Origin of the sequence: Desulfosporosinus hippei DSM 8344 (assembly GCF_900100785.1) — a bacterium.
Lineage (GTDB): Bacteria > Bacillota > Desulfitobacteriia > Desulfitobacteriales > Desulfitobacteriaceae > Desulfosporosinus > Desulfosporosinus hippei.
On the sequence record NZ_FNCP01000030.1, the window covers coordinates 26,810 to 45,502 of the forward strand.

The window sequence follows — 18,693 nt, forward strand, 5'->3', positions numbered from 1 at the left end:
TGTCACATTTTTTCCTCATAGTTCAAGTCCTTACTTCTATAAAGTAAGGTGAGTCACGTAGGTTCTAAGGCCTTATGACGATCTAATATTACTCTGGCTTTATTCTCTTGGATGTTTTGAGAATTGTCTTCTTGCTGATTGATTGGATTAAAACCGGCTTCACGTAGCTCATTAGGAGAAAATAAGGGATCTTCAACTTTTACAGTTTTTCCGGCTGCCTCTAAAGCGCTAACTAAATCAACTCCTCTACTGTGCTTGAGATCTTTAACTCCTGTTTTATAGCTTATGCCTTTAAGCCAGACTTCTCTGCCTTGGTCAACCTGAGTTTGAATTCGATCTCTATAGTTTTGATCCGCAATTTGAGCACCCTCTAACAAAGCCGAGGAACAAACCGTTCTTAAAAAATTCATATCTTTGGGAAGACACTCTCCTCCAATTCCCCAATCAGTAGCCAGAAGCTCAACATTATTTTTACTATTAACAGCTCTTCTCAATTCCTCATAACTCAGGCCATTTGTAACACAAAACCCATAAATTTCCTGGGCAAAGGCAACATCCACGTATCGTTTAACATTTTCAACAACTTTTGATAACTCAGCCACTTTAACATCCGAAACCTCTACCAGAAGGGGTACCAAAGGTTTATAAAACTCACGCCCCCTTTCCAGACATTCTTCTGTAAAGGCCCCCATTACTCTTGGTGTATCACAAACGGTTTTATCGACACCAAACATTACTCTGTGCGGAACATGAATTAAGAAAAGATCTGATCCTAATTCAAACCCCTTTTTTTCTAAAAACTCCCGAATTCGCACCATAGTTCCCGGAGGCAATGTGGATTCAATAGAGATTAAAGAGCCTGGGCGGATTATCATATGCTCCAGAGCTGAAAATAAATTTTGGCCCTGATTACCCGTAGAAGGTGCCATTAACCATACATCTATGCCTGTTAACGCCCTATAATCCGTGGTTACTCTATATCCCTGGCGTCGCAGCTCTTTTACTCGGCTTTCATTCACATCTACTCCAATGACCTCTCCAGCAAATTTCTGGTCCAGATAAGCGAACAAATTAAACCCAATATTCCCTAACCCCACGACACAGATTTTCATTATAGGAACCATCCTCCCCCAATATCATCACTATAGGTTATGGCAGTCCACTCCTTGTTGACACAAACATAAGCTTATATCTGCTAGAAATAATTCAATCAATAATCGATTTTTACGCATATCTTGCAACCTTGCAGCTCGAAATGACATAGACTGAAAAGACAATAACTTTTTGGAGGACAAAATATGAAAATAGTTTTTCCCGTTATAAGTTTGGAAACAGGGGGGACACGCTTTATTTATCAGTTAGCCAATGAAATGGTGGATAAAGGGCACAACGTTGAGATTGTACTTCCAGAAAACGCTGCAGTTGCTTGGCCGTTGAGAGCACAGGTTACAAGAGTTAAAGAGCTTACTCCCTATACAATTCCTCCAGCTGATTTTCTGCTTCCAAATTTTTATCCCACAGTTTTTCCTGCCTGGGAATCAAAAAAAGGCCGAGTCGTACGACTTAGCCTAGGTTATGAACCCTTATGGGTTGCCGAAAAGGAAAAAGCGTTAGCTTCTTACCATATCAATGCTCCGATAATTTCCATATCAGAATGGCATCGCCAAATAATCCTCCAAGAAACTGGGAAAGACAGTACAGTTATTCCTGGAGGGGTTGACACCTCTGTTTTTTTACCCTGTCAAAAAAAGTCTCTTTCTACGGGAAGATTAACAATTGCTTATATTCTTCGTTCTAGGGAACACGGCTATACTTGGAAAGGCTCAGAAGATTTTTGGGAAGCATGCAGGGGTTTATCACAATTGGTTCCAGCATTTGATATACAGGTTGTAGCCCCGGAAGGAGCAAACTACCAAGCACCTCTTCCCTATGAGATCGTGAAAGCTCAAGCAGACAGCGATATGGCCCGTTTCTACGCTCAAGCAGACATTTTTGTCTCAACGTCTTACTTTGAAGCCTTTTCTATGCCTCCCTTAGAGGCGATGGCTTGTGGAACTGCGGTAGTGACTACTGACAACGGCGGGAATCGTGACTATACAAAAAATGGGGAGAACTGTTTTCTCGTCCCCCCTAGTGATACTCATCAACTAACCCTTGTACTTGCTCATCTTTTAACTCAGGAAGCAGTACGAAATCGCGTTGCTCTTAATGGGTTACAGTTTGCACAATCTTGGACTTGGCGGCATGCCGCTAATAAGTTAGAATCCTTACTTTATCAGTTAGCCCAATCCTAAAGCTTTCAACCCATGTTTTACTCAAGCTGTTATTAGCCTCTGTAGCGATATATTCCAAATTTTATTCCTCGACATGAAGCTCTAGTTTTGACCCAGCCATCTATTTTAACAATCTTTCCAAGCCAAAAGGGCATCGACAGGAGTAGCATTTTTTCCATAGACCTCTAAAAAAGCCTTATTACTCTGATCATGGAACTTGCTAAAAATTACAGTGTTATACCCCAGTTTTTCAAAATCTTCAACTTCCCATCCTGATCGATGCCTTTGGAAGCTTTCTCCTCCTAAATTATAATGGTCGATATCAAGTTGACGAAAAAAACCTCTTGGAGTAAAGATAACCACTCTTTTGGTTGCAATTTCTTCCACTTGATTCAAGACATCTAATGCATCCTCTTTCTCAAAATGCTCAATAACATCAATCATAGTTACGCTATCAATCGACTTAGGCAAAAATAATTCTCTAAGCCGCTCTGCCCTATAATTTAACTTTAAAAACTTTTCACTCGCCCTAGCATTCTCGAGGTAGGGCCGATGCGCATCAACTCCAATTTTAATTGGACAATTAATTTTTCCGAGAGTCTCACCTACTCCACAGCCCACATCTAGGACTGTATTCGAATCTGAAAGTAGTTCATTAATCGAACTGAGAAAGTCTTTATGATTTACAAAGTTGATCACAAGCCGAACATCCTTCCATTTAAAATTTCTTTCTTTATTATCGTATTCAATACTTCTTTTAAAGTACCAGTCGATACACAATTACCCCACATGAAGGCATAGTATGTAGTATCGGAAAGCAAAGGGAGGACAAACTATGAAAATTGTATTTCCTGTTCTTAGTTTAGAAATGGGTGGGGGAGCCCGTTTTATCTATCATCTCGCCAATGCCCTTTTTGATAAAGGGCATGATGTTGAAGTTGTAATGCCTGAAAATGGACTCCAAGTATGGCCTCTTCGTACCAAATTAAGACGTGTAAAAGAGCTTACCCCTGCCTTCATCCCTTCAGCAGATTTCATACTTCCAAATTTTTATTTGACAGTCAAACCCGCCTGGGAGTCTAAAAAAGGTCAAGTAGTGCGTTTAAGTTTGGGGTATGAACCTCTATGGGTTCCCGAATCACAAATAGCAAAACAGACTTATTTAATTGGCGCCCCAATCATGTCGATATCACAGTGGCACCGTCAACTCATTCTCCAGGAAACCGGCCTGCAAAGCACAGTAATTTCCGGGGGTGTAGATATATCGACGTTCCGCCCTTATTCCAAACCTTCTGCCCTTACAGGTCGCAAGAACATTTTTTACATCATGCGTGATCCTGCCTCAGGATATACCTGGAAGGGCGGCTCAGAGTTTTTACAAGTTATTAATCAAATTAAGGAACAGGTTGATTTTGACTTAACAGTTTCTATTCCAGAGAGTGCTCAATTTTCGTGCCCAGTTCCTTGTCAGGTTAGAACCTCGGCTACAGATCAAGAGCTTGCCCAGCTTTATGCTAAGGCAGACCTCTTTGTTTACACTTCCTACTTTGAAGCATTTGGTTTGCCTCCCCTTGAAGCGATGGCATGCGGCACAGCAGTTATAAGTACAGACTGTGGCGGAAATCGTGATTACGCCAGAAGTGGTGAAAACTGTTTATTAGTCCCCCCTAGTGACATTGATCAACTTCGCTCAGCTGTTTATCATTTATTGACAAAGGATAATGAACGTCATCGTTTAGCAAATGCCGGGCATCTTTTCGCTCAAACTTGGACTTGGCAACGTACTGCTGATCAAGTAGAGGCATTTTTGTTGAGCCTTAGATAGAAGTATTTATCATTTTTTATCAATTGCAGAGTGCATAACTAAATCTTGACTGGGGCCGAGCTTAGGCCCCTTTTTTATTTTTCTTTAACTAAACAATATGCATCTTTCCATTAATTGTAGTCAGAATCAAGGATGACTTCATATAATAGTAATAATGTTTTAGGAGATTATGCAATGGATTTTGAAGTAGTAATCATATCTCATAGACCTCATCTATGCAGCGGCGCTGAATTATGCTTAAAGGCTCATAATTACAGAGTTTTTGATGGCAGAAATTACCCATCATTTTCAAAGCTTGTTAATGATTGTATAATTTCAAGCAAGCACGAAACAATAATTATATGTAATGAAAAAGCGAGACCGACACCTCAAGCAGTGGGAAAAATTTTGGTTATGCTGAACGAAGGTTGGGGGATTGTTGCGCTATTTAGATTTGGTTTTTTTGGATTCAAGAAAGACTTAATCAGAAAAATTGGTTTTTTTGATGAGCGCTTTATTGGTGGTGGCTACGAAGATGTCGATTTTGCCAGAAGGCTGAAAGAGGCTAACATCGGTTATTACGAGAGCGAAGAAATACAGTATATCCATTTGCCTACATCTTGGAACTACGAGAAAACAAATTTCTCCCGAAACCAATATTTCAGAAAATGGAAAGAAGCAGCAAATATAATAACTAGGCAATTAGCAGAAGAGGACTATCCCTATGATCTAGGCCCATTCCAAAACACGAAGTTTATCGAGTTCGAAAAGTCAGTATTACTCCCATACCACGGAAATATTAAAGAAATCAAAATGAAAACTGAATTATGATATATTTGAATTAACAAACAGAACAAAATTTAATGAAATTTTAAAGGACCCCCGTTATACCCAAAACCGAATATTAGTGTTCATAACAACAAAGGGTGAAAGCATAACTGCCGTTCACCCTTTTAGTAAAAATTTTTACTCTTTAAGGCTCAGGTTATTATTAATCTACTATTTTTCCTGCCAAGCCAATTGAACCTGACGCTTTCGACAAATTGTTAAGCCAGGTGAAATTGGAATGGTCATTAACTCATATGATGATCCCGTTTCTCTCAACAACTCGTCTATGGCAAGATAGGCAGTCCCGCACCATTCAGGCTGCATCATCTGCTCATTCCCTGGATGAGTATCATGCAATAAAACTAGACCGTGTGGGGCTACGAAAGGGAAAAAGTCTTTGAAGTCTTGTAACACTGCCTCTTTTGAATGATCTGCATCTATAAATAGCATATCAATCTGAAATGGGTTACCTCTTACTTCTTCAGCAAACTCTTGGGTAGTACCGTTAAAAAAGCGGGTTTTGGAAGACTGTTGCATATACTTGCCGGCTTCAGTACTTATATCAACCCCAATTAGTTGTTCTGCAAAAGGAACCAGTCGATTAAAAAGTGCACAGTGATATATCCCTAATTCCACGTATATCTTCGGCCTGACAAGGCTTACCAAGTTAACAATAAAATCTTCGTGCCAATTTAATAACGCCATTTTACTCTGCCTCTTTCTCTATCCGTTTGAATTTTTGATTCCATTTTTAATAAAAACACCCTCTAAATATTTTCTGTTATACAGAATCTGGGTATTGTCTGGGCGATACTTTCTAGCAATCTCATTATGCTCATAAGCTAATTCATATTTACCAAGGCGATCGTAACAGACACATAACTGTAAATGGGGCAGCCATGTCCAGCAAGCTTCATTTATTGGCCCCCAACTACTAATAGGTTTCTCTAATTGAGTAGCTAGTTTGTACCAAAAAGCACCTTGTTCATATTGCTCCCCAGTTAAAAAATAAAATCCTAATCGACAGCAAAACTCAGCTCTTGGTGGAGCATATTGAAAGGATTTCAGGATATATTCAAGTTGTTTATCTGGCTTCTCGAGCTTTTGGTAACAGTCTGCCAGTTTCCCACAAGCAGAAATATTGTCCTCCACCCATCCTTGGTTTGTATTTAAAAAGTCCTTGTAAGATTCAATAGCCCGTTCATGGAGTTGGTGATCGAAGAGTTCATTTGCATAGTAATATAAATCCCGAGGGGAAAACGCTTCCCTTTTTGCTTTACGCTTCTCATATATCTTAAGGTTGCGGTCGGAATCATGACCTCCTATCCCTTTGTGAGTTACACAAATATCAGAATTCAAAATACTTCCGTACACTTCCAAATACTCGTGTACTGCTCCAATCCACCGAAAGTTTTTATTTCTTTTAACCAGGCGATTCCTTCTTAGACTAAAAGTAGCTAAACCAGATTGGTCAAAAGCTAACAGATAGGGCATATTCACGACATCAAATGAAGTATTAAAACTCTCTTTTAACTTGAGAAACTTGTCACGATCTGAATCTACAAAGATATCATCTGCATCCAACCAAAGGATATAATCCATTGTCGCTTTGCTAAAAGCAAAATTGCGAGCTGCTGCAAAATCGTCGACCCAAGTAAAGTCATCTATTTTATCTGTATATTTCTGTACAATCTTTTTTGTGAGATCAATAGACCCTGTATCAATAATTACAATTTCATCTGGAATTCCCTTTACTGAATCAAGACACCTACCAATAGTTGCTTCCTCGTTGCGCACAATCATACACAAGCTAATTGTTATTGAACTGTCAGACATGCTTTCTACCCCTCAAAGTTAGAATTAGTCATACTCTATTGTATTCAGAGAACTATGAGGCGGAAGCTTGACCACAATTATAAGTTTATTGACCCCCGGAATAGTAAACTAATCTAGTAAGTATAGAATGTAATTAATACTTGATCGATAGTATAATTACATTATTCAGACGCGACCTATATGTCGCGTCTGAATATAAGAAAAACGTAGTTACCCGGCATACCACTCACTCCTATCGGGTGAGGCATCTCTAACAGAGTTGTCCTCTCAATACATACATTTTGGGCTTGCCGCCTCCCCTAACTCTATATGTCGAGCGGTTCAATGTGTTCCTAGAAAACAGATAATTAAACTAGAACTAAAAGAAAAGGAGTATACAATTACTTTAGATAGTAATTGCTATACTCCTAGTCGGTTCATTGATATAACCTTTTAACTTTAATCCTCTATTATTATTTCCCAGTCATTAAGGCGTTGCTCCAGTTGCACCTGTGGCGCCTACGTCTCCGGTTGCTCCGGTTGTTCCTGTTGCTCCTACGTCTCCAGTAGCCCCGGTTGTTCCTGTTGCTCCTACAGCTCCGGTTGCTCCGGTTGCTCCCGTTGTTCCCGTTGCTCCTACATCTCCGGTCGCCCCTGTTGTTCCTGTTGCTCCAACAGCTCCGGTTGCTCCCGTTGTTCCCGTTGCTCCTACGTCTCCGGTCGCCCCTGTTGTTCCTGTTGCTCCTACAGCTCCGGTTCCTCCCGTTGTTCCCGTTGCTCCTACAGCTCCGGTTGCTCCCGTTGTTCCTGTACCTCCTACAGCTCCGGTTGCTCCCGTTGTTCCTGTTGTTCCTACGGTTCCTGTTGCTCCCGTTGTTCCTGTACCTCCTACAGCTCCGGTTGCTCCCGTTGTTCCTGTTGTTCCTACGGTTCCTGTTGCTCCTGTACCTCCCGTTACTCCAGCTCCAGTAGCCCCTGTCGCTCCGGTCGCCCCTACTATGCTTACAGAGCCTATTGGATCTAGTTCCGCTGGCAAAACGCGATGAGCTGCGACCAAGTCACCACTACTCCCTTTTCCCCAACAAGAAATCTCCACCCCATCAGCACTAGTTATAAACTGAAATTCAAACTGATCAAATTGTGCAAAATAGACTCTTGATATAACTTCTCCTGCAACCAAAGTAAACAACTCTTGAACGTACAGAACTTTAGTGTTTCCTGATACAAAGAACCCCAATATTTCAACGTCTGCAGAAAAGACTTCATCATTGGTGATCTGTACTGTAAATGTTACCGTGGGCCTCACTCCACCAAATGGTGTATTCTCTATTATCCCGGTAGTTAATTCAGCCATTATTTCTTCTCCCTTACACATACTTAAAATATACTATTATATAAGTGCCTTAATTCTCTGCAAGCGACGACTAAAAATACTATTATAATTAAAGTCATTTAATACTATGATATTGCATATATTTTTTTTGTTACACCCTAACACTCACGAAAATGTCAATTATTACTTAGGGAAATCATTGGATTTTAGTGCCTAATACAAAATAAACAAGACAATCATATCAACCCTATGAAATCAACTGCAGGCATTTAAAGCCCGCAGTTGTTTGTTTAATCATTTCACTACAATTCATTAGTCTAATCTTGCAAGGGTCATCTGTGCACCTACACTTGGCGCTAAGGTTGTAGTAAGGGCAACAGCAGAGTTATTTCTTAATGTCACAACATCACCTGCAGCCAGTGTCAAAATTGCCTGCCCTGCAACTTGCCCGGTAGCTACAAGAGCTGTAACTGGTGTTGACGGATCAACTACACCATTTACTGCAATAGCAATTCCAGCTCCAATGCCTGCCGTAATACTGATGCTATAATCAATTAGATAGTCACCCGCAGTAATCACAGTTACAGGTGCTGTACCAGCCGTATGAGTGATATTCGTGAGTGGTCCATTATTGCTGAATGGCACGTCGGCACCGCCGATTACCGTAGCGTCAAGCAGTGTGGCGAGTTGATAAACATACCCAAAGGCAGCCAAGCCAGCTCCTGTTGCTCCTGTTACTCCTGCTGTTCCCGTTGCTCCTGTTGCTCCTGCTGTTCCCGTTGCTCCTGTTGCTCCTGTTGCTCCTGTTGCTCCTGCTGTTCCAGTTGCTCCGGTTGCTCCTGTTGCTCCTGCTGTTCCAGTTGCTCCTGCTGTTCCAGTTGCTCCTGTTGCTCCTGTTGCTCCTGCTGTTCCCGTTGCTCCGGTTCCTCCTGTTGCTCCTGCTGTTCCAGTTGCTCCTGTTGCTCCTGCTGTTCCAGTTGCTCCGGTTGCTCCTGCTGTTCCTGTTGCTCCGGTTCCTCCTGTTGCTCCTGCTGTTCCAGTTGCTCCTGTTGCTCCTGTTGCTCCTGCTGTTCCTGCTGTTCCTGTTGCTCCTGTTGCTCCTGTTGCTCCTGTTGCTCCTGTTGCTCCTGTTGCTCCTGTTGCTCCTGTTGCTCCTGTTGCTCCTGTTGCTCCTGTTGCTCCTGTTGCTCCTGTTGCTCCTGTTGCTCCTGTTGCTCCGGTGATTCCACTCGGGCCTATCGGATCAAGTTCCGCGGCTACCAAGCGATGAGCCGTGACCAAATTCCCCTCTGCATCTTTTCCCCAGCCAGAAATCTCTACTGCATCGGAGCTGGTAATAAACTGAAATTCAAATTCATCAAATTGTGCAAAATACACTCTTTCTGCTACCTCACCGGGATCCATAATAAATAACTCCAAGACATACAGTGTCTTCGTAATCCCCGTCACGTAAAACCCTTCAATAAAAACTGTAGCAGCAACTGTATCATCATTCGTAATCTTTACTGTGAACGTTGAAGTAGGTCTTACTTCATTGACCGGTGTATTCTCTATCAATCCAGTCGTTAATTCAGCCATTTTCTCGTCTCCTTCTTTAATATTGCTAGAATGGGTTAACTTCTTGGGCAACTACTCGATGAGCTGTAGTTAGATTACCTGCCGCATCTTTTCCCCAAGCTGTAACTTCAACAGCTTCTGAACTCACAACAAATTGAAATTCAAAGGCATCGAAATCTGCGAAATAATTTCTTAAGGCGACACCCCCTGGGGCAAGTACAAATAACTCCTGTACATACAACACCTTTGTTGTTCCACTTTGGAAAAATCCTTGAATGAGAACATCTTGAGACGTTATATCATCATTCGTGATATTCACCGAAAGCGTCACGCTCGGCCTGACTCCCGCGACAGGAGTGTTTTCAAACAAACCAGTTGTTAAATTAGGCATATAATCTCCTCCAAAATTTTAGTTTTATATATTGTATTTTACTTGTCCGTTTTTCGTTACCATTTATGCTTTTGCTTCGAATATTTCTAAAGGGGCTGAAATAAGATTTCCATTAGAGTCTTTGCACCATACAGAAATTTCTACAGATTGAGAACTGGCAAAGAATAAAAACTCAAATGCATTAAATGGAATAAAATAATTCTTTAAGACTACTGCACCTGATGCAAGAGTAAAAAACTCTTCGACATACTTGACTTTTGTAGTTTCAGTTTGAGAAAATCCCTCAATTTGAATTGCGACAGTAGAGCTATCATCATTTGAGATATTTACTGAAAGAGTTGGACTTGCCCAAATGCCTTCGACCGAAGGACTTTCTAACAAACCCGTAGAAAAATACGGCATATTTTTACTTACCTCCTAAATTATGGGTTTACTTATTCTATTGTTCATGTCCTAATTTTGTTACCATTAAATCTTACTTTGTGATAGTCGCTCATAGTGGTACAAATTCTTTAGTACAACATATGCTAGTTATATAAGAGGATTAGCCTCTAAATAAAGTCTAACCTTACGTTTTCATATAAGAAAGGAAGGGAACAGATTGTCTTATCAAAAACATTGTCCTCACGAATGGAAGCAACCAGCGCCTTTTATCCCTAATTGGGTTCGAGAAACTCCCAAACCAGTGGTGTGTCCTCAACCAATTCCACCGGTTACACCTAATCCTGTTTTTCCAAATACTGCAGCACTACAGATGTGCAATCCTTTAAAAATCGAAAAGATAGATTGTAGCTCAGTATTAATTACTATTTCGGTTCCTGCCCAATCTATTATTCACTTGCCCACAAAAGCACTAGAGGTAAAAACGATCAAAAAAAACTTTAAACTAACACAAAATCATTTCTTTAATAGCGCTCCAACGCCACCCGGAATAACAAGCGATACTCCTAAGTTATTTATTGGCGGTCTTGTGCGCAAGGATATTCAATATTCAGAAGCCGTGCACCAAACTCCAACCACTGTGGCAGGTCTGATGAAAGATTTTCTAGTCGATATTCCAATTTCTTGTGTAATTGACCTTGGCAGACACTTGCAATTTCCAGGAATTCATTACGATCAGCAGCGAGAATATGGGTTTGTTGCATCAAAGGCAGAATTTAACCTTTTGAGTAAACAGTTTTACAACCATATGCCGACCTGCCAACTTGTCTTCTGCCAAATTAACGAGACGGATAATGCCCTTGACTGTATTCCTTTGTATGGTGGTCCACCTGAAGAATATACTTTTACCACCTTGCAGGAAAAAATGGTTCTTTTAATCCAGCTTCGACTCACCTTCCCAACCCCAATCGATTATAAAAATCCTCATTGTGACCCAGACAATGAGTCTGAAAGAGAAAACAATTACTGCTATGACAAGGATTCAAAACACAATAGAAAAAATAAATGTATAAATCCAAATGCGCTTTTTAGTAAAATAAATACCCTATTAACAAAGCTTACTTGCATAATAAAAGGGCCACATCTAGTGGCCCTTTTATTATGCAAGTAAGCTACTCATTTTTTTATAGTTTTCCCCACTCTCTTCCTTCATTCCTTACGATTTTCCCTCGTCTAGAAAAGTAGAGATTCTTATTATAGTCCCATTCGGGCGGACCTCCACCCTGATAATAACCCTCTGCTCTGGGGTGGTACAAATGTGCCGTTACGGCTTCAGTACGACAGTACTGACAACCATATGCCAGTATTCGATCAATGAAATCCCGATCATCATAAGCTATTCCAGTAAAATCTTCATCATAACCCCCAATCTCCAAGAATTTACTGCGATGCAATGCCATCAGAAATGGCATTCTAGTATCTAAGTCTATGCAATTATTGAATGTCTCTTGTTCAAAACTGCCGTTATTCTTCTCGATTGACTCTAAAAGTGCACCTGTTCGGTCGTCTTTGCCAACCGGAATACCCAGTAGCTTTGGGTTATCTAAGATAGGAATTGTAATTTTTTCTATAGTCTGGTTTACATGGAGCATTTCGGCGCAACACATTACTAAAATATCTCCAGAGGCTTGCTTCACACCAATATTAATTGCAAAACCAGGCACCCTCCAGATGGGTTCTCCTTGAAGATTTCTTTGTCCAGTAAAAATATATTTCAAATGTAGCTTCTCTTTAAATTCGTTGCAAATTTCTTCTGTTTGATCTTGTATTCCATCATTGACAACGATTGTTTCAAACTCGAAGGGCATTGTCTGAAGGGATAAAGAATAAAGTCCCCATCTTAATAGATGTGTTCTCTGATAGGTTGTAATTACTATAGATACCTTAGGTTGTTTTACATCTTGCTTGATGTTAGAATTTTCTATCATTAGGTCTTTGAAGACAGTCTTTATTAGGCTTTCCCATTTCTGCGTAGAATCCGGTGTAGATATAGATATGGTCTTTTCTAACAGAACATTCCTAGGAGTAAAAGATCGTTTGGATAATCCTTGAATAGCCCCCTCAATATCTTCACCAAAGATTCCACACTGATCCCGCTCTTTAGGACTTAAATCTTTAAAAATTCCAATCTTTCTCATAATCACTGGCACATCGCATAAACAAGCTTCGATAGCTCCATGACTCTGAAGCTCTAATGGTGAACCATTGATAAGGAAGTCCGCACAGTTAAGAAGTTTAACCAACAGATTCCGAGGCACTTGATAAAAAAGCCTTACGTTGTCCGCAATAAATGGTTCAATGTTCTTTGTAACTATAATCCAAGTTATTTCCGGATGAGCTACAATACAGGCCCGAACTTTGCCCCAGCCGTGTACTTCGTTAAAGTCCCCAATGTAGATTCCTATTCTTTCCGAACCAAAGCAAAACTCTTGACGCAGCTCCTCTTTGTTCATCTTATTGAAAAGCTGTAGCCCCAAGCCGCCAGAAATAATCTCAAAATCGAACTCCGGATATGCCAGAGCGGTTTGGTCCGAATTCGTAACAAGTTTATCTGCCTGTCGCAAATTCTCCTCTTGCTGGGCATTAGAAATGCCCATAGATCTTAAATTGTCCTGCAAAACTGCTATCGTGTAACGAGATTGATCAACGATGTTTATGAATGTTGCATTTTGCAGAATTACTTCTACTCTAGGATAATTATGCTGAATGTATTTTCGAGCATTGGCAGCATAATCTCCTAAATCTCCTATAGTATCCCTTCCTATACTTACTGAAGCAGGCAAGGATTCCCCCAAAGAATTCCAAAACAATCTCTCCCCTATTGACCCTGCTATAGAATCGCAGCAAATTGCGACTTTAATGTCATTTTGGTCATATCTCAAAGTTTCTCGACTATCTAGTTCTCCCCACTGAAAGTGATAAGCCAGACTATCTAAGGCTGTCTGATGCTTTATTCCTATGGTTTTGAGCTTGAGAATTAAGACAGTATCCCCGGATATACAAGCCTCGCCCTTCTTAGCAATAACCGGATGGTTAAAATCGCTCCCTAAGAGAACCTGCCCTTCTGGATAGCCGCCTACATGTTCAAAGTGTTCCTTACGAATCAAGAGAGGCATGAAGAGTCCGCCATCTAACAATTTAGGCTCAGTGATTTCACGGGCATACTGTTGAAATTCCATCTCTCGATACGTAGAATAATCCCGACCGAAATCTTTTTCCACGCCATATTGACCACTGCGCAGTTTTCCCGACTCTACTAAGCGGGAAGCAACACAGTTCTCTCCATTATATGCTTTCCATAGATTATCAAACCATCCTGGTGTGAAGGCCATATCTGAATTGATAAATACAACAAAGTCCCCTTGAGCTTTGCTTGCAGCAAAATTATAGGCACGATAAACATTATTGACGTACCATTCCTGTTGTTGTTCGGGAGTATTTGTGAAAATATAATGCGGTATATAGTTATCCCTTAAATAATTAAGGACTGAAGGTGTCGCATCATTAGCAACAAAGAAAAACTCTTTATCTGTCATATCCGTATATCTATGGACCTGCTCATAGACAAACTTCAACCATTCCACACTTTTATAAACCAGACAAACAATAGAGAATCTAGGCTTAAATACTTCTTCCCGATATTCTTCAACATACGCCAAGGACTCTGCAAAGGTCAGGGGTATCGGTTCGTCATCATCAGACCAAAGACCTTCAGGAAAAAAATCTGAAGGAACTTTCGATACAACGAGCTTCTCTTCGCTGATTAAACGATCCAGCATATCATAACCTCGCTGTCCGTGAGACCTGTATACTAGATATTTATGGGCTAAACGTTGCTTCGAAGAAAAGCCATAGTGTAATACCTGAAGGTCAAGTGTCCACATTACGTTTCGAATCGTGGAAGGAAAAAGTGGCTGATGAAGTCCGGGCTTTGTATCATGAAAACAAATCCCTGGCACAACCCGCCACAAACGGCAAAACCAGCCCTTGTCATATAAACTGTCCAGCCGCTGCCAAGTACTGCTTCGCCAAAGATTAATTTCATGCATAATCACGGCATCATAATTGTTGCCCTCACATTGAGCACACAATTCTTGAAGCTTTTCGGCAGCATTAGCAGTTAACACCTCGTCAGCATCTAACCATAAGATAAAATCTGGATTGAGCTTTAGGGCCTCTTGCAGCAGAAGTTGCTTATGACTCCGTTCATTGACAAAGTCATTTTTCGTTCCCCTAAGGACATATGGTGTTTGTTTAAGCATATACTCATAGCTGCCATCTGTACTACCGTCATCATAGACGATAAGATCATCTACTGCAGGTAAAACATACTTAACAAACCGTTCCAGGTTGTTTTTACAAAGTTCATTATAGATTTGACAAATGCACGCAATCCTATATTTTTTCTTCATCTCAAGAATTCCCCTGCTCTATTTTCTTGACCTATCATCAGATTATGCTTGCGTAATAAAGCTACAGTATCTTCAAAGGTCATTAGAGAATCACCCGAACTATACTCTTTAGATAACACCTGCAAATTCAGATCTTCTTTTAGCAACTCTGGCAACATTGGCTTAATTGCATAGTAATCCCCTCGATCGTAAGTTCGCCATGCCTCTTCTTCCGAAATCATTATCTCATGAACCTTTTCTCCTGGCCGAATTCCCGTATATTTTACGGCGATTGTTTGTTCTCCCATTAAGGCTTTTGCTACATCCTCAATTAAAGCCGCCGGAATTTTTGGAATAAATATTTCTCCCGGCCTAGCATCTTTTAAAACTGCAAAAATAGTATCCACTGCACTTTCTAAAGGCAACAAAAATCTTGTCATTTCCTTTGTCGTGATCGTAACTGGCCCGCCACGCTTTATTTGTTCATGAAATAAGGGAATCACAGAACCCCTAGAAGCTAAAACATTGCCATAACGGACACATATAAATCTTGTCTTAGGGAGCGTCACATTTGCTGCTATAAAGATCCTCTCTTGCAAAGCCTTGGAAATTCCCATAGCGTTCACGGGCTTACAGGCTTTGTCAGTGGACACACCAACCACCGTATCAACTTTTAGATTGTTTTCACGAATGGCACGTATGATGTTCTCTGCACCAACTATATTAGTAAGCACCGCTTCAAATGGAAAGTATTCACATGAAGGAACCTGCTTAAGGGCAGCAGCGTTAATGACGATATCTGCTTCCCGTAATACTGAACAAACGGAATGATAATCACGGATATCACCTATTCTAAACTCGATTAAGCGAGCAAAATTGTCATAGATCACTTCATCAGTAACGTTTTGCATATTTTGATATTCAATTCTCATAGCGTGCTGTTTTGCCTCATCCCGGGAAAAGATAATAATTTTCTTCGGTGAACCAAGCTCTTTTTTCAAGAGTCTACGAGTTAATACTTTACCTAGCGAACCTGTACCACCAGTAATTACAATTACTTTGTTATTTAGAATTTCCATTTTTATCCCCCTTGGCCTTGCCATAATGATAGGGGCCTTGTAAATAATCCAGATACATTTCGTGTACTAAGTCTTTCCACGAAGGTGGATTATAGCCCGTTAGAGAACGGAAACGCGTTGAGTCTAAAGATCGATCAATCCGAACATTGTTGTTCGGTTCAATTTCCACGTTTTTGTTATACTGAGCTTTAATGAGTTTCAATAGTTCGAATTTGGAAATTGGATTTGCAGAAACGTGATAAAGTCCAATCATTTCTTTATCTGGGATCACATTATCTCGAATAATTCGTGCTATTTCAATAGTTGGCAGACCTGAATAAATGACCTCACTGAAGCCATAAACCTTCTCTTTTTGCCCTAAAAACCATTCAACAAGTCCATAGTATCCTTTTAGTTCATGCCCAATAATGGACGTACGAAGCGTGACACAATCAGGATAATCTACCTCACCAAGAAGTTTTGTTCTACCATATAGATCAAGGGCATCAGCCACATCACTTTCCAAATAGTCCCCTTTTTCACCAGAAAAGACACAATCTGTACTGATATGAATTAATCGTGAACCGGTTGCACTACAGAGCTTAGCAATTGTATGGGGCAAAAGTGCATTAGTCGATATAGTAGTAAGTGGATCTTGGGCCTTGGGTACCTGCTTAATCACTCCGATACAGTTCACTACAATATCTGGAGACACATCTGAGAAAAGTTTTGTCAGGCTATCTCCATTAAAAACATCAACTTCTCCGTATACCTTTTTCATCCAATCCGCCGGCAACCAATCGGACAGTACTTTTGCAGAACGAACTGTTGTATAAACATCAAACCTGGGGTCTTTAGACAGATAACGAAACAAGGTATGCCCTAACATCCCCGATCCTCCCAGGATCAATACCTTTGTCATTCCCTTATTCACACCTTTCGGGGTAGTTACTAGAAGTTTTATTAGTAAATCCTACTTAAATTAATTACATTTGCTCTTAAGACAGTTTTAGCTCCTTAAAGACCTCTTTCGCTTTTTCCAGATCTGCAGGTGTCCCAATATCAAACCAAAGGTCTTCACTTTCATAACTCACAACCTGAGCATGATTTGAAAGTAGAGCTTTAACTAGATCAGGCATGTCAAAGCGTTCATTTTCAGGAATTAATGAAATAACTCGCTTATTAATGACGTAGATACCCATACTCGCCCAATAGTTGATGGTTGGTTTTTCTGAATAAGCGGTCACCTGTCCATCTATAATTTCTAGGACTCCGAACGCTGAGTGAACGGCCTTCTTATGCACAGCAACGGTCATATCTGCTTGCATCGCAATATGGTGTCCATAAAGCGCGCCAAAGTCCAGCGTCGTTAATTCATCGCCGTTGACGACTAAAAAGTCATCCTCTAAATCTGCCACAAGTTTTAGCGGGCCAGCAGTACCCAGTGGTGCTGTTTCAATAGAATAACGGATGTCAAGGCCAAAATGACTGCCATCCTGAAAATAAAGCTTAATAAAATCCGCAAGATATCCTAGGCACATGATTATTTCATCGACTCCAGAAGATTTTAGTTGTTGAACCAGAATATCTGCTATTGGTTTATCTCCAATGGGGATAAGCGGCTTAGGCAAAATTCGGGTATAGGGATCCAGGCGGGTTCCTCTGCCGCCGGCTAAAATAATAGTTTGCATAATATCCCCCCTTACCTTCTAAATCTGGTATTTTCCGATCTGAAAACGATTCATATGGCTGGCAATCCAGGCTACTGTTCTTTTGATGCCTTCTTCAAGCGTAACCTGGGGTTCCCACCCTATAGTTTCTTTTGCTAAGCGATTATCTGCTAAAAGACGGCTGACTTCGCTACGACTTGGGCGGATTCTCGCCCCATCCACTGTAATTTCTGCAGTGCTTTGAACGGTCTTCAAAACAATTTTGGCCAATTCTCCAATCGAAATTTCTCTACCTGAACCAATGTTTATAACCTTTCCAAAGCCTTTTTTACTCTGTGCTGCTTTAATAAAACCATCTGCTGTATCTGTGACGAAGGTAAAATCACGCAAAGTTTCTGTGTTACCAAGACGTATTTCCTTACAGGCCAAAGCCTGAGTGATCAGTGTCGGGATCACAGCCCGAGCAGATTGGCGCGGTCCGTAACAATTAAACGGTCTTACAGTCACTACCGGCAAATCAAAAGAAGCATAAAAGCTCTCTGCTAATTTATCCGCACCAATTTTGCTTGCTGAATAAGGCGACTGCCCTTGAAGTGGATGAGACTCATCAATTGGGACGTAGAGTGCCGATCCATAGACCTCACTTGTCGAAGTGTGTACAATCTGCTCTACCCCATGATCTCGGGCCGCTGTCAAAACATTAAATGTTCCCAAAATATTGGTTTCCACAACTTCTCGAGGATTTTTATAAGAATATGGAATCCCTACCAAAGCCCCAAGATGAAATACTGCGTTACACCCTTTGACAGATCGTTCGATTACATCTGCATCACGTAAATCCCCGGCAATGATTTCAATTTGTTCAAGTAACCCTGGTTCCAAATCTTCTAGATTTCCGCGGCCATCCCTAGAATTATATCGAATAAAGACACGAACTTTTGCCCCTGCTTTTACCAATGCCTCTGCCAAGTGACTGCCGATGAATCCTCCTGCACCAGTAATCAAGACCTGCTTATGCTCCCACATTACGCTCATCCCTTCTATTACAATAACTGATATATCTTATGTCAGTTTTTGTCTATCTGACACCGCAGTTACCGTTTCGGAGGACGATCCTTTTTAATCCTTAATA

The 18,693-nt window shown here is 40.7% G+C and carries 17 protein-coding genes; 4 read left to right on the forward strand and 13 right to left on the reverse strand.

The features are described 5' to 3' along the window. Nucleotides 1-53: 53 nt before the first annotated feature. Nucleotides 54-1,112: a UDP binding domain-containing protein gene (locus tag BLS16_RS19630; protein ID WP_092335349.1), complete on the reverse strand. Its 1,059-nt coding sequence runs from the start codon at nucleotides 1,110-1,112 to the stop codon at nucleotides 54-56. 186 nt (nucleotides 1,113-1,298) lie between these two features. On the opposite strand from BLS16_RS19630, the gene BLS16_RS19635 reads away from it, so the two are divergent. Next, on the forward strand, nucleotides 1,299-2,294 hold the full coding sequence (locus BLS16_RS19635) for a glycosyltransferase family 4 protein (RefSeq protein WP_092335350.1): 996 nt from the start codon (nucleotides 1,299-1,301) through the stop codon (nucleotides 2,292-2,294). Between the two features lie 105 nt (nucleotides 2,295-2,399). Here the strand turns inward: BLS16_RS19635 and BLS16_RS19640 are convergent, their stop codons facing one another. Then, nucleotides 2,400-2,972, reverse strand: a complete 573-nt coding sequence (locus BLS16_RS19640; protein ID WP_242876381.1) for a class I SAM-dependent methyltransferase — start codon at nucleotides 2,970-2,972, stop codon at nucleotides 2,400-2,402. A gap of 136 nt (nucleotides 2,973-3,108) precedes the next feature. On the opposite strand from BLS16_RS19640, the gene BLS16_RS19645 reads away from it, so the two are divergent. Then, nucleotides 3,109-4,098 carry a glycosyltransferase family 4 protein gene (locus tag BLS16_RS19645; protein ID WP_092335351.1) on the forward strand — a complete coding sequence of 330 codons (990 nt, stop codon included), beginning with the start codon at nucleotides 3,109-3,111 and terminating at the stop codon, nucleotides 4,096-4,098. A 174-nt stretch (nucleotides 4,099-4,272) separates the two neighbouring features. Beyond that, entirely contained in the window at nucleotides 4,273-4,908 is a 636-nt protein-coding gene (locus BLS16_RS19650; RefSeq protein ID WP_092335352.1) for a glycosyltransferase family 2 protein, read from the forward strand. A 168-nt stretch (nucleotides 4,909-5,076) separates the two neighbouring features. On the opposite strand, the gene BLS16_RS19655 is transcribed toward BLS16_RS19650, so the two are convergent. The 6 genes from BLS16_RS19655 to BLS16_RS19680 form a co-directional block, all read right to left on the reverse strand. Then, nucleotides 5,077-5,610 (reverse strand): class I SAM-dependent methyltransferase, encoded by a 534-nt coding sequence (locus BLS16_RS19655; RefSeq protein ID WP_092335353.1) that lies wholly within the window; start codon nucleotides 5,608-5,610, stop codon nucleotides 5,077-5,079. Between the two features lie 18 nt (nucleotides 5,611-5,628). Next, nucleotides 5,629-6,741, reverse strand: coding sequence for a tetratricopeptide repeat-containing glycosyltransferase family 2 protein (locus BLS16_RS19660; RefSeq protein WP_092335354.1), 1,113 nt, complete (start codon nucleotides 6,739-6,741; stop codon nucleotides 5,629-5,631). Between the two features lie 466 nt (nucleotides 6,742-7,207). After that, the gene (locus tag BLS16_RS19665; RefSeq protein WP_092335355.1) at nucleotides 7,208-8,074 is read right to left on the reverse strand and encodes a hypothetical protein; all 867 of its coding nucleotides are present in this window, start codon (nucleotides 8,072-8,074) and stop codon (nucleotides 7,208-7,210) included. A gap of 291 nt (nucleotides 8,075-8,365) precedes the next feature. Beyond that, the gene (locus tag BLS16_RS23290) at nucleotides 8,366-9,631 is read right to left on the reverse strand and encodes a BclA C-terminal domain-containing protein (RefSeq protein ID WP_143015553.1); all 1,266 of its coding nucleotides are present in this window, start codon (nucleotides 9,629-9,631) and stop codon (nucleotides 8,366-8,368) included. 25 nt (nucleotides 9,632-9,656) lie between these two features. Next, nucleotides 9,657-10,001, reverse strand: a complete 345-nt coding sequence (locus tag BLS16_RS19675) for a hypothetical protein (RefSeq protein WP_092335356.1) — start codon at nucleotides 9,999-10,001, stop codon at nucleotides 9,657-9,659. 63 nt (nucleotides 10,002-10,064) lie between these two features. Further along, a complete protein-coding gene (locus BLS16_RS19680) occupies nucleotides 10,065-10,403 on the reverse strand; it encodes a hypothetical protein (protein WP_092335357.1) in 339 nt (112 codons plus the stop codon). Between the two features lie 199 nt (nucleotides 10,404-10,602). On the opposite strand from BLS16_RS19680, the gene BLS16_RS19685 reads away from it, so the two are divergent. After that, nucleotides 10,603-11,553, forward strand: a complete 951-nt coding sequence (locus BLS16_RS19685; protein WP_092335358.1) for a hypothetical protein — start codon at nucleotides 10,603-10,605, stop codon at nucleotides 11,551-11,553. Between the two features lie 13 nt (nucleotides 11,554-11,566). Here the strand turns inward: BLS16_RS19685 and BLS16_RS19690 are convergent, their stop codons facing one another. From BLS16_RS19690 to BLS16_RS19710, 5 genes are all read right to left on the reverse strand, one after another. Beyond that, nucleotides 11,567-14,854 carry a glycosyltransferase gene (locus tag BLS16_RS19690; protein ID WP_092335359.1) on the reverse strand — a complete coding sequence of 1,096 codons (3,288 nt, stop codon included), beginning with the start codon at nucleotides 14,852-14,854 and terminating at the stop codon, nucleotides 11,567-11,569. After that, a complete protein-coding gene (locus BLS16_RS19695; RefSeq protein WP_092335360.1) occupies nucleotides 14,851-15,912 on the reverse strand; it encodes a polysaccharide biosynthesis protein in 1,062 nt (353 codons plus the stop codon). The genes BLS16_RS19690 and BLS16_RS19695 overlap by 4 nt, the downstream gene beginning before the upstream one ends. Further along, nucleotides 15,896-16,813, reverse strand: coding sequence for a dTDP-4-dehydrorhamnose reductase family protein (locus tag BLS16_RS19700; protein WP_092335361.1), 918 nt, complete (start codon nucleotides 16,811-16,813; stop codon nucleotides 15,896-15,898). Before BLS16_RS19700 ends, BLS16_RS19695 begins: the two co-directional genes overlap by 17 nt. Nucleotides 16,814-16,889: 76 nt before the next feature. Further along, nucleotides 16,890-17,582 (reverse strand): sugar phosphate nucleotidyltransferase, encoded by a 693-nt coding sequence (locus tag BLS16_RS19705; protein ID WP_092335362.1) that lies wholly within the window; start codon nucleotides 17,580-17,582, stop codon nucleotides 16,890-16,892. Nucleotides 17,583-17,600: 18 nt separating this feature from the next. Continuing rightward, entirely contained in the window at nucleotides 17,601-18,587 is a 987-nt protein-coding gene (locus BLS16_RS19710; protein ID WP_092335363.1) for an SDR family NAD(P)-dependent oxidoreductase, read from the reverse strand. Nucleotides 18,588-18,693: the final 106 nt, after the last annotated feature.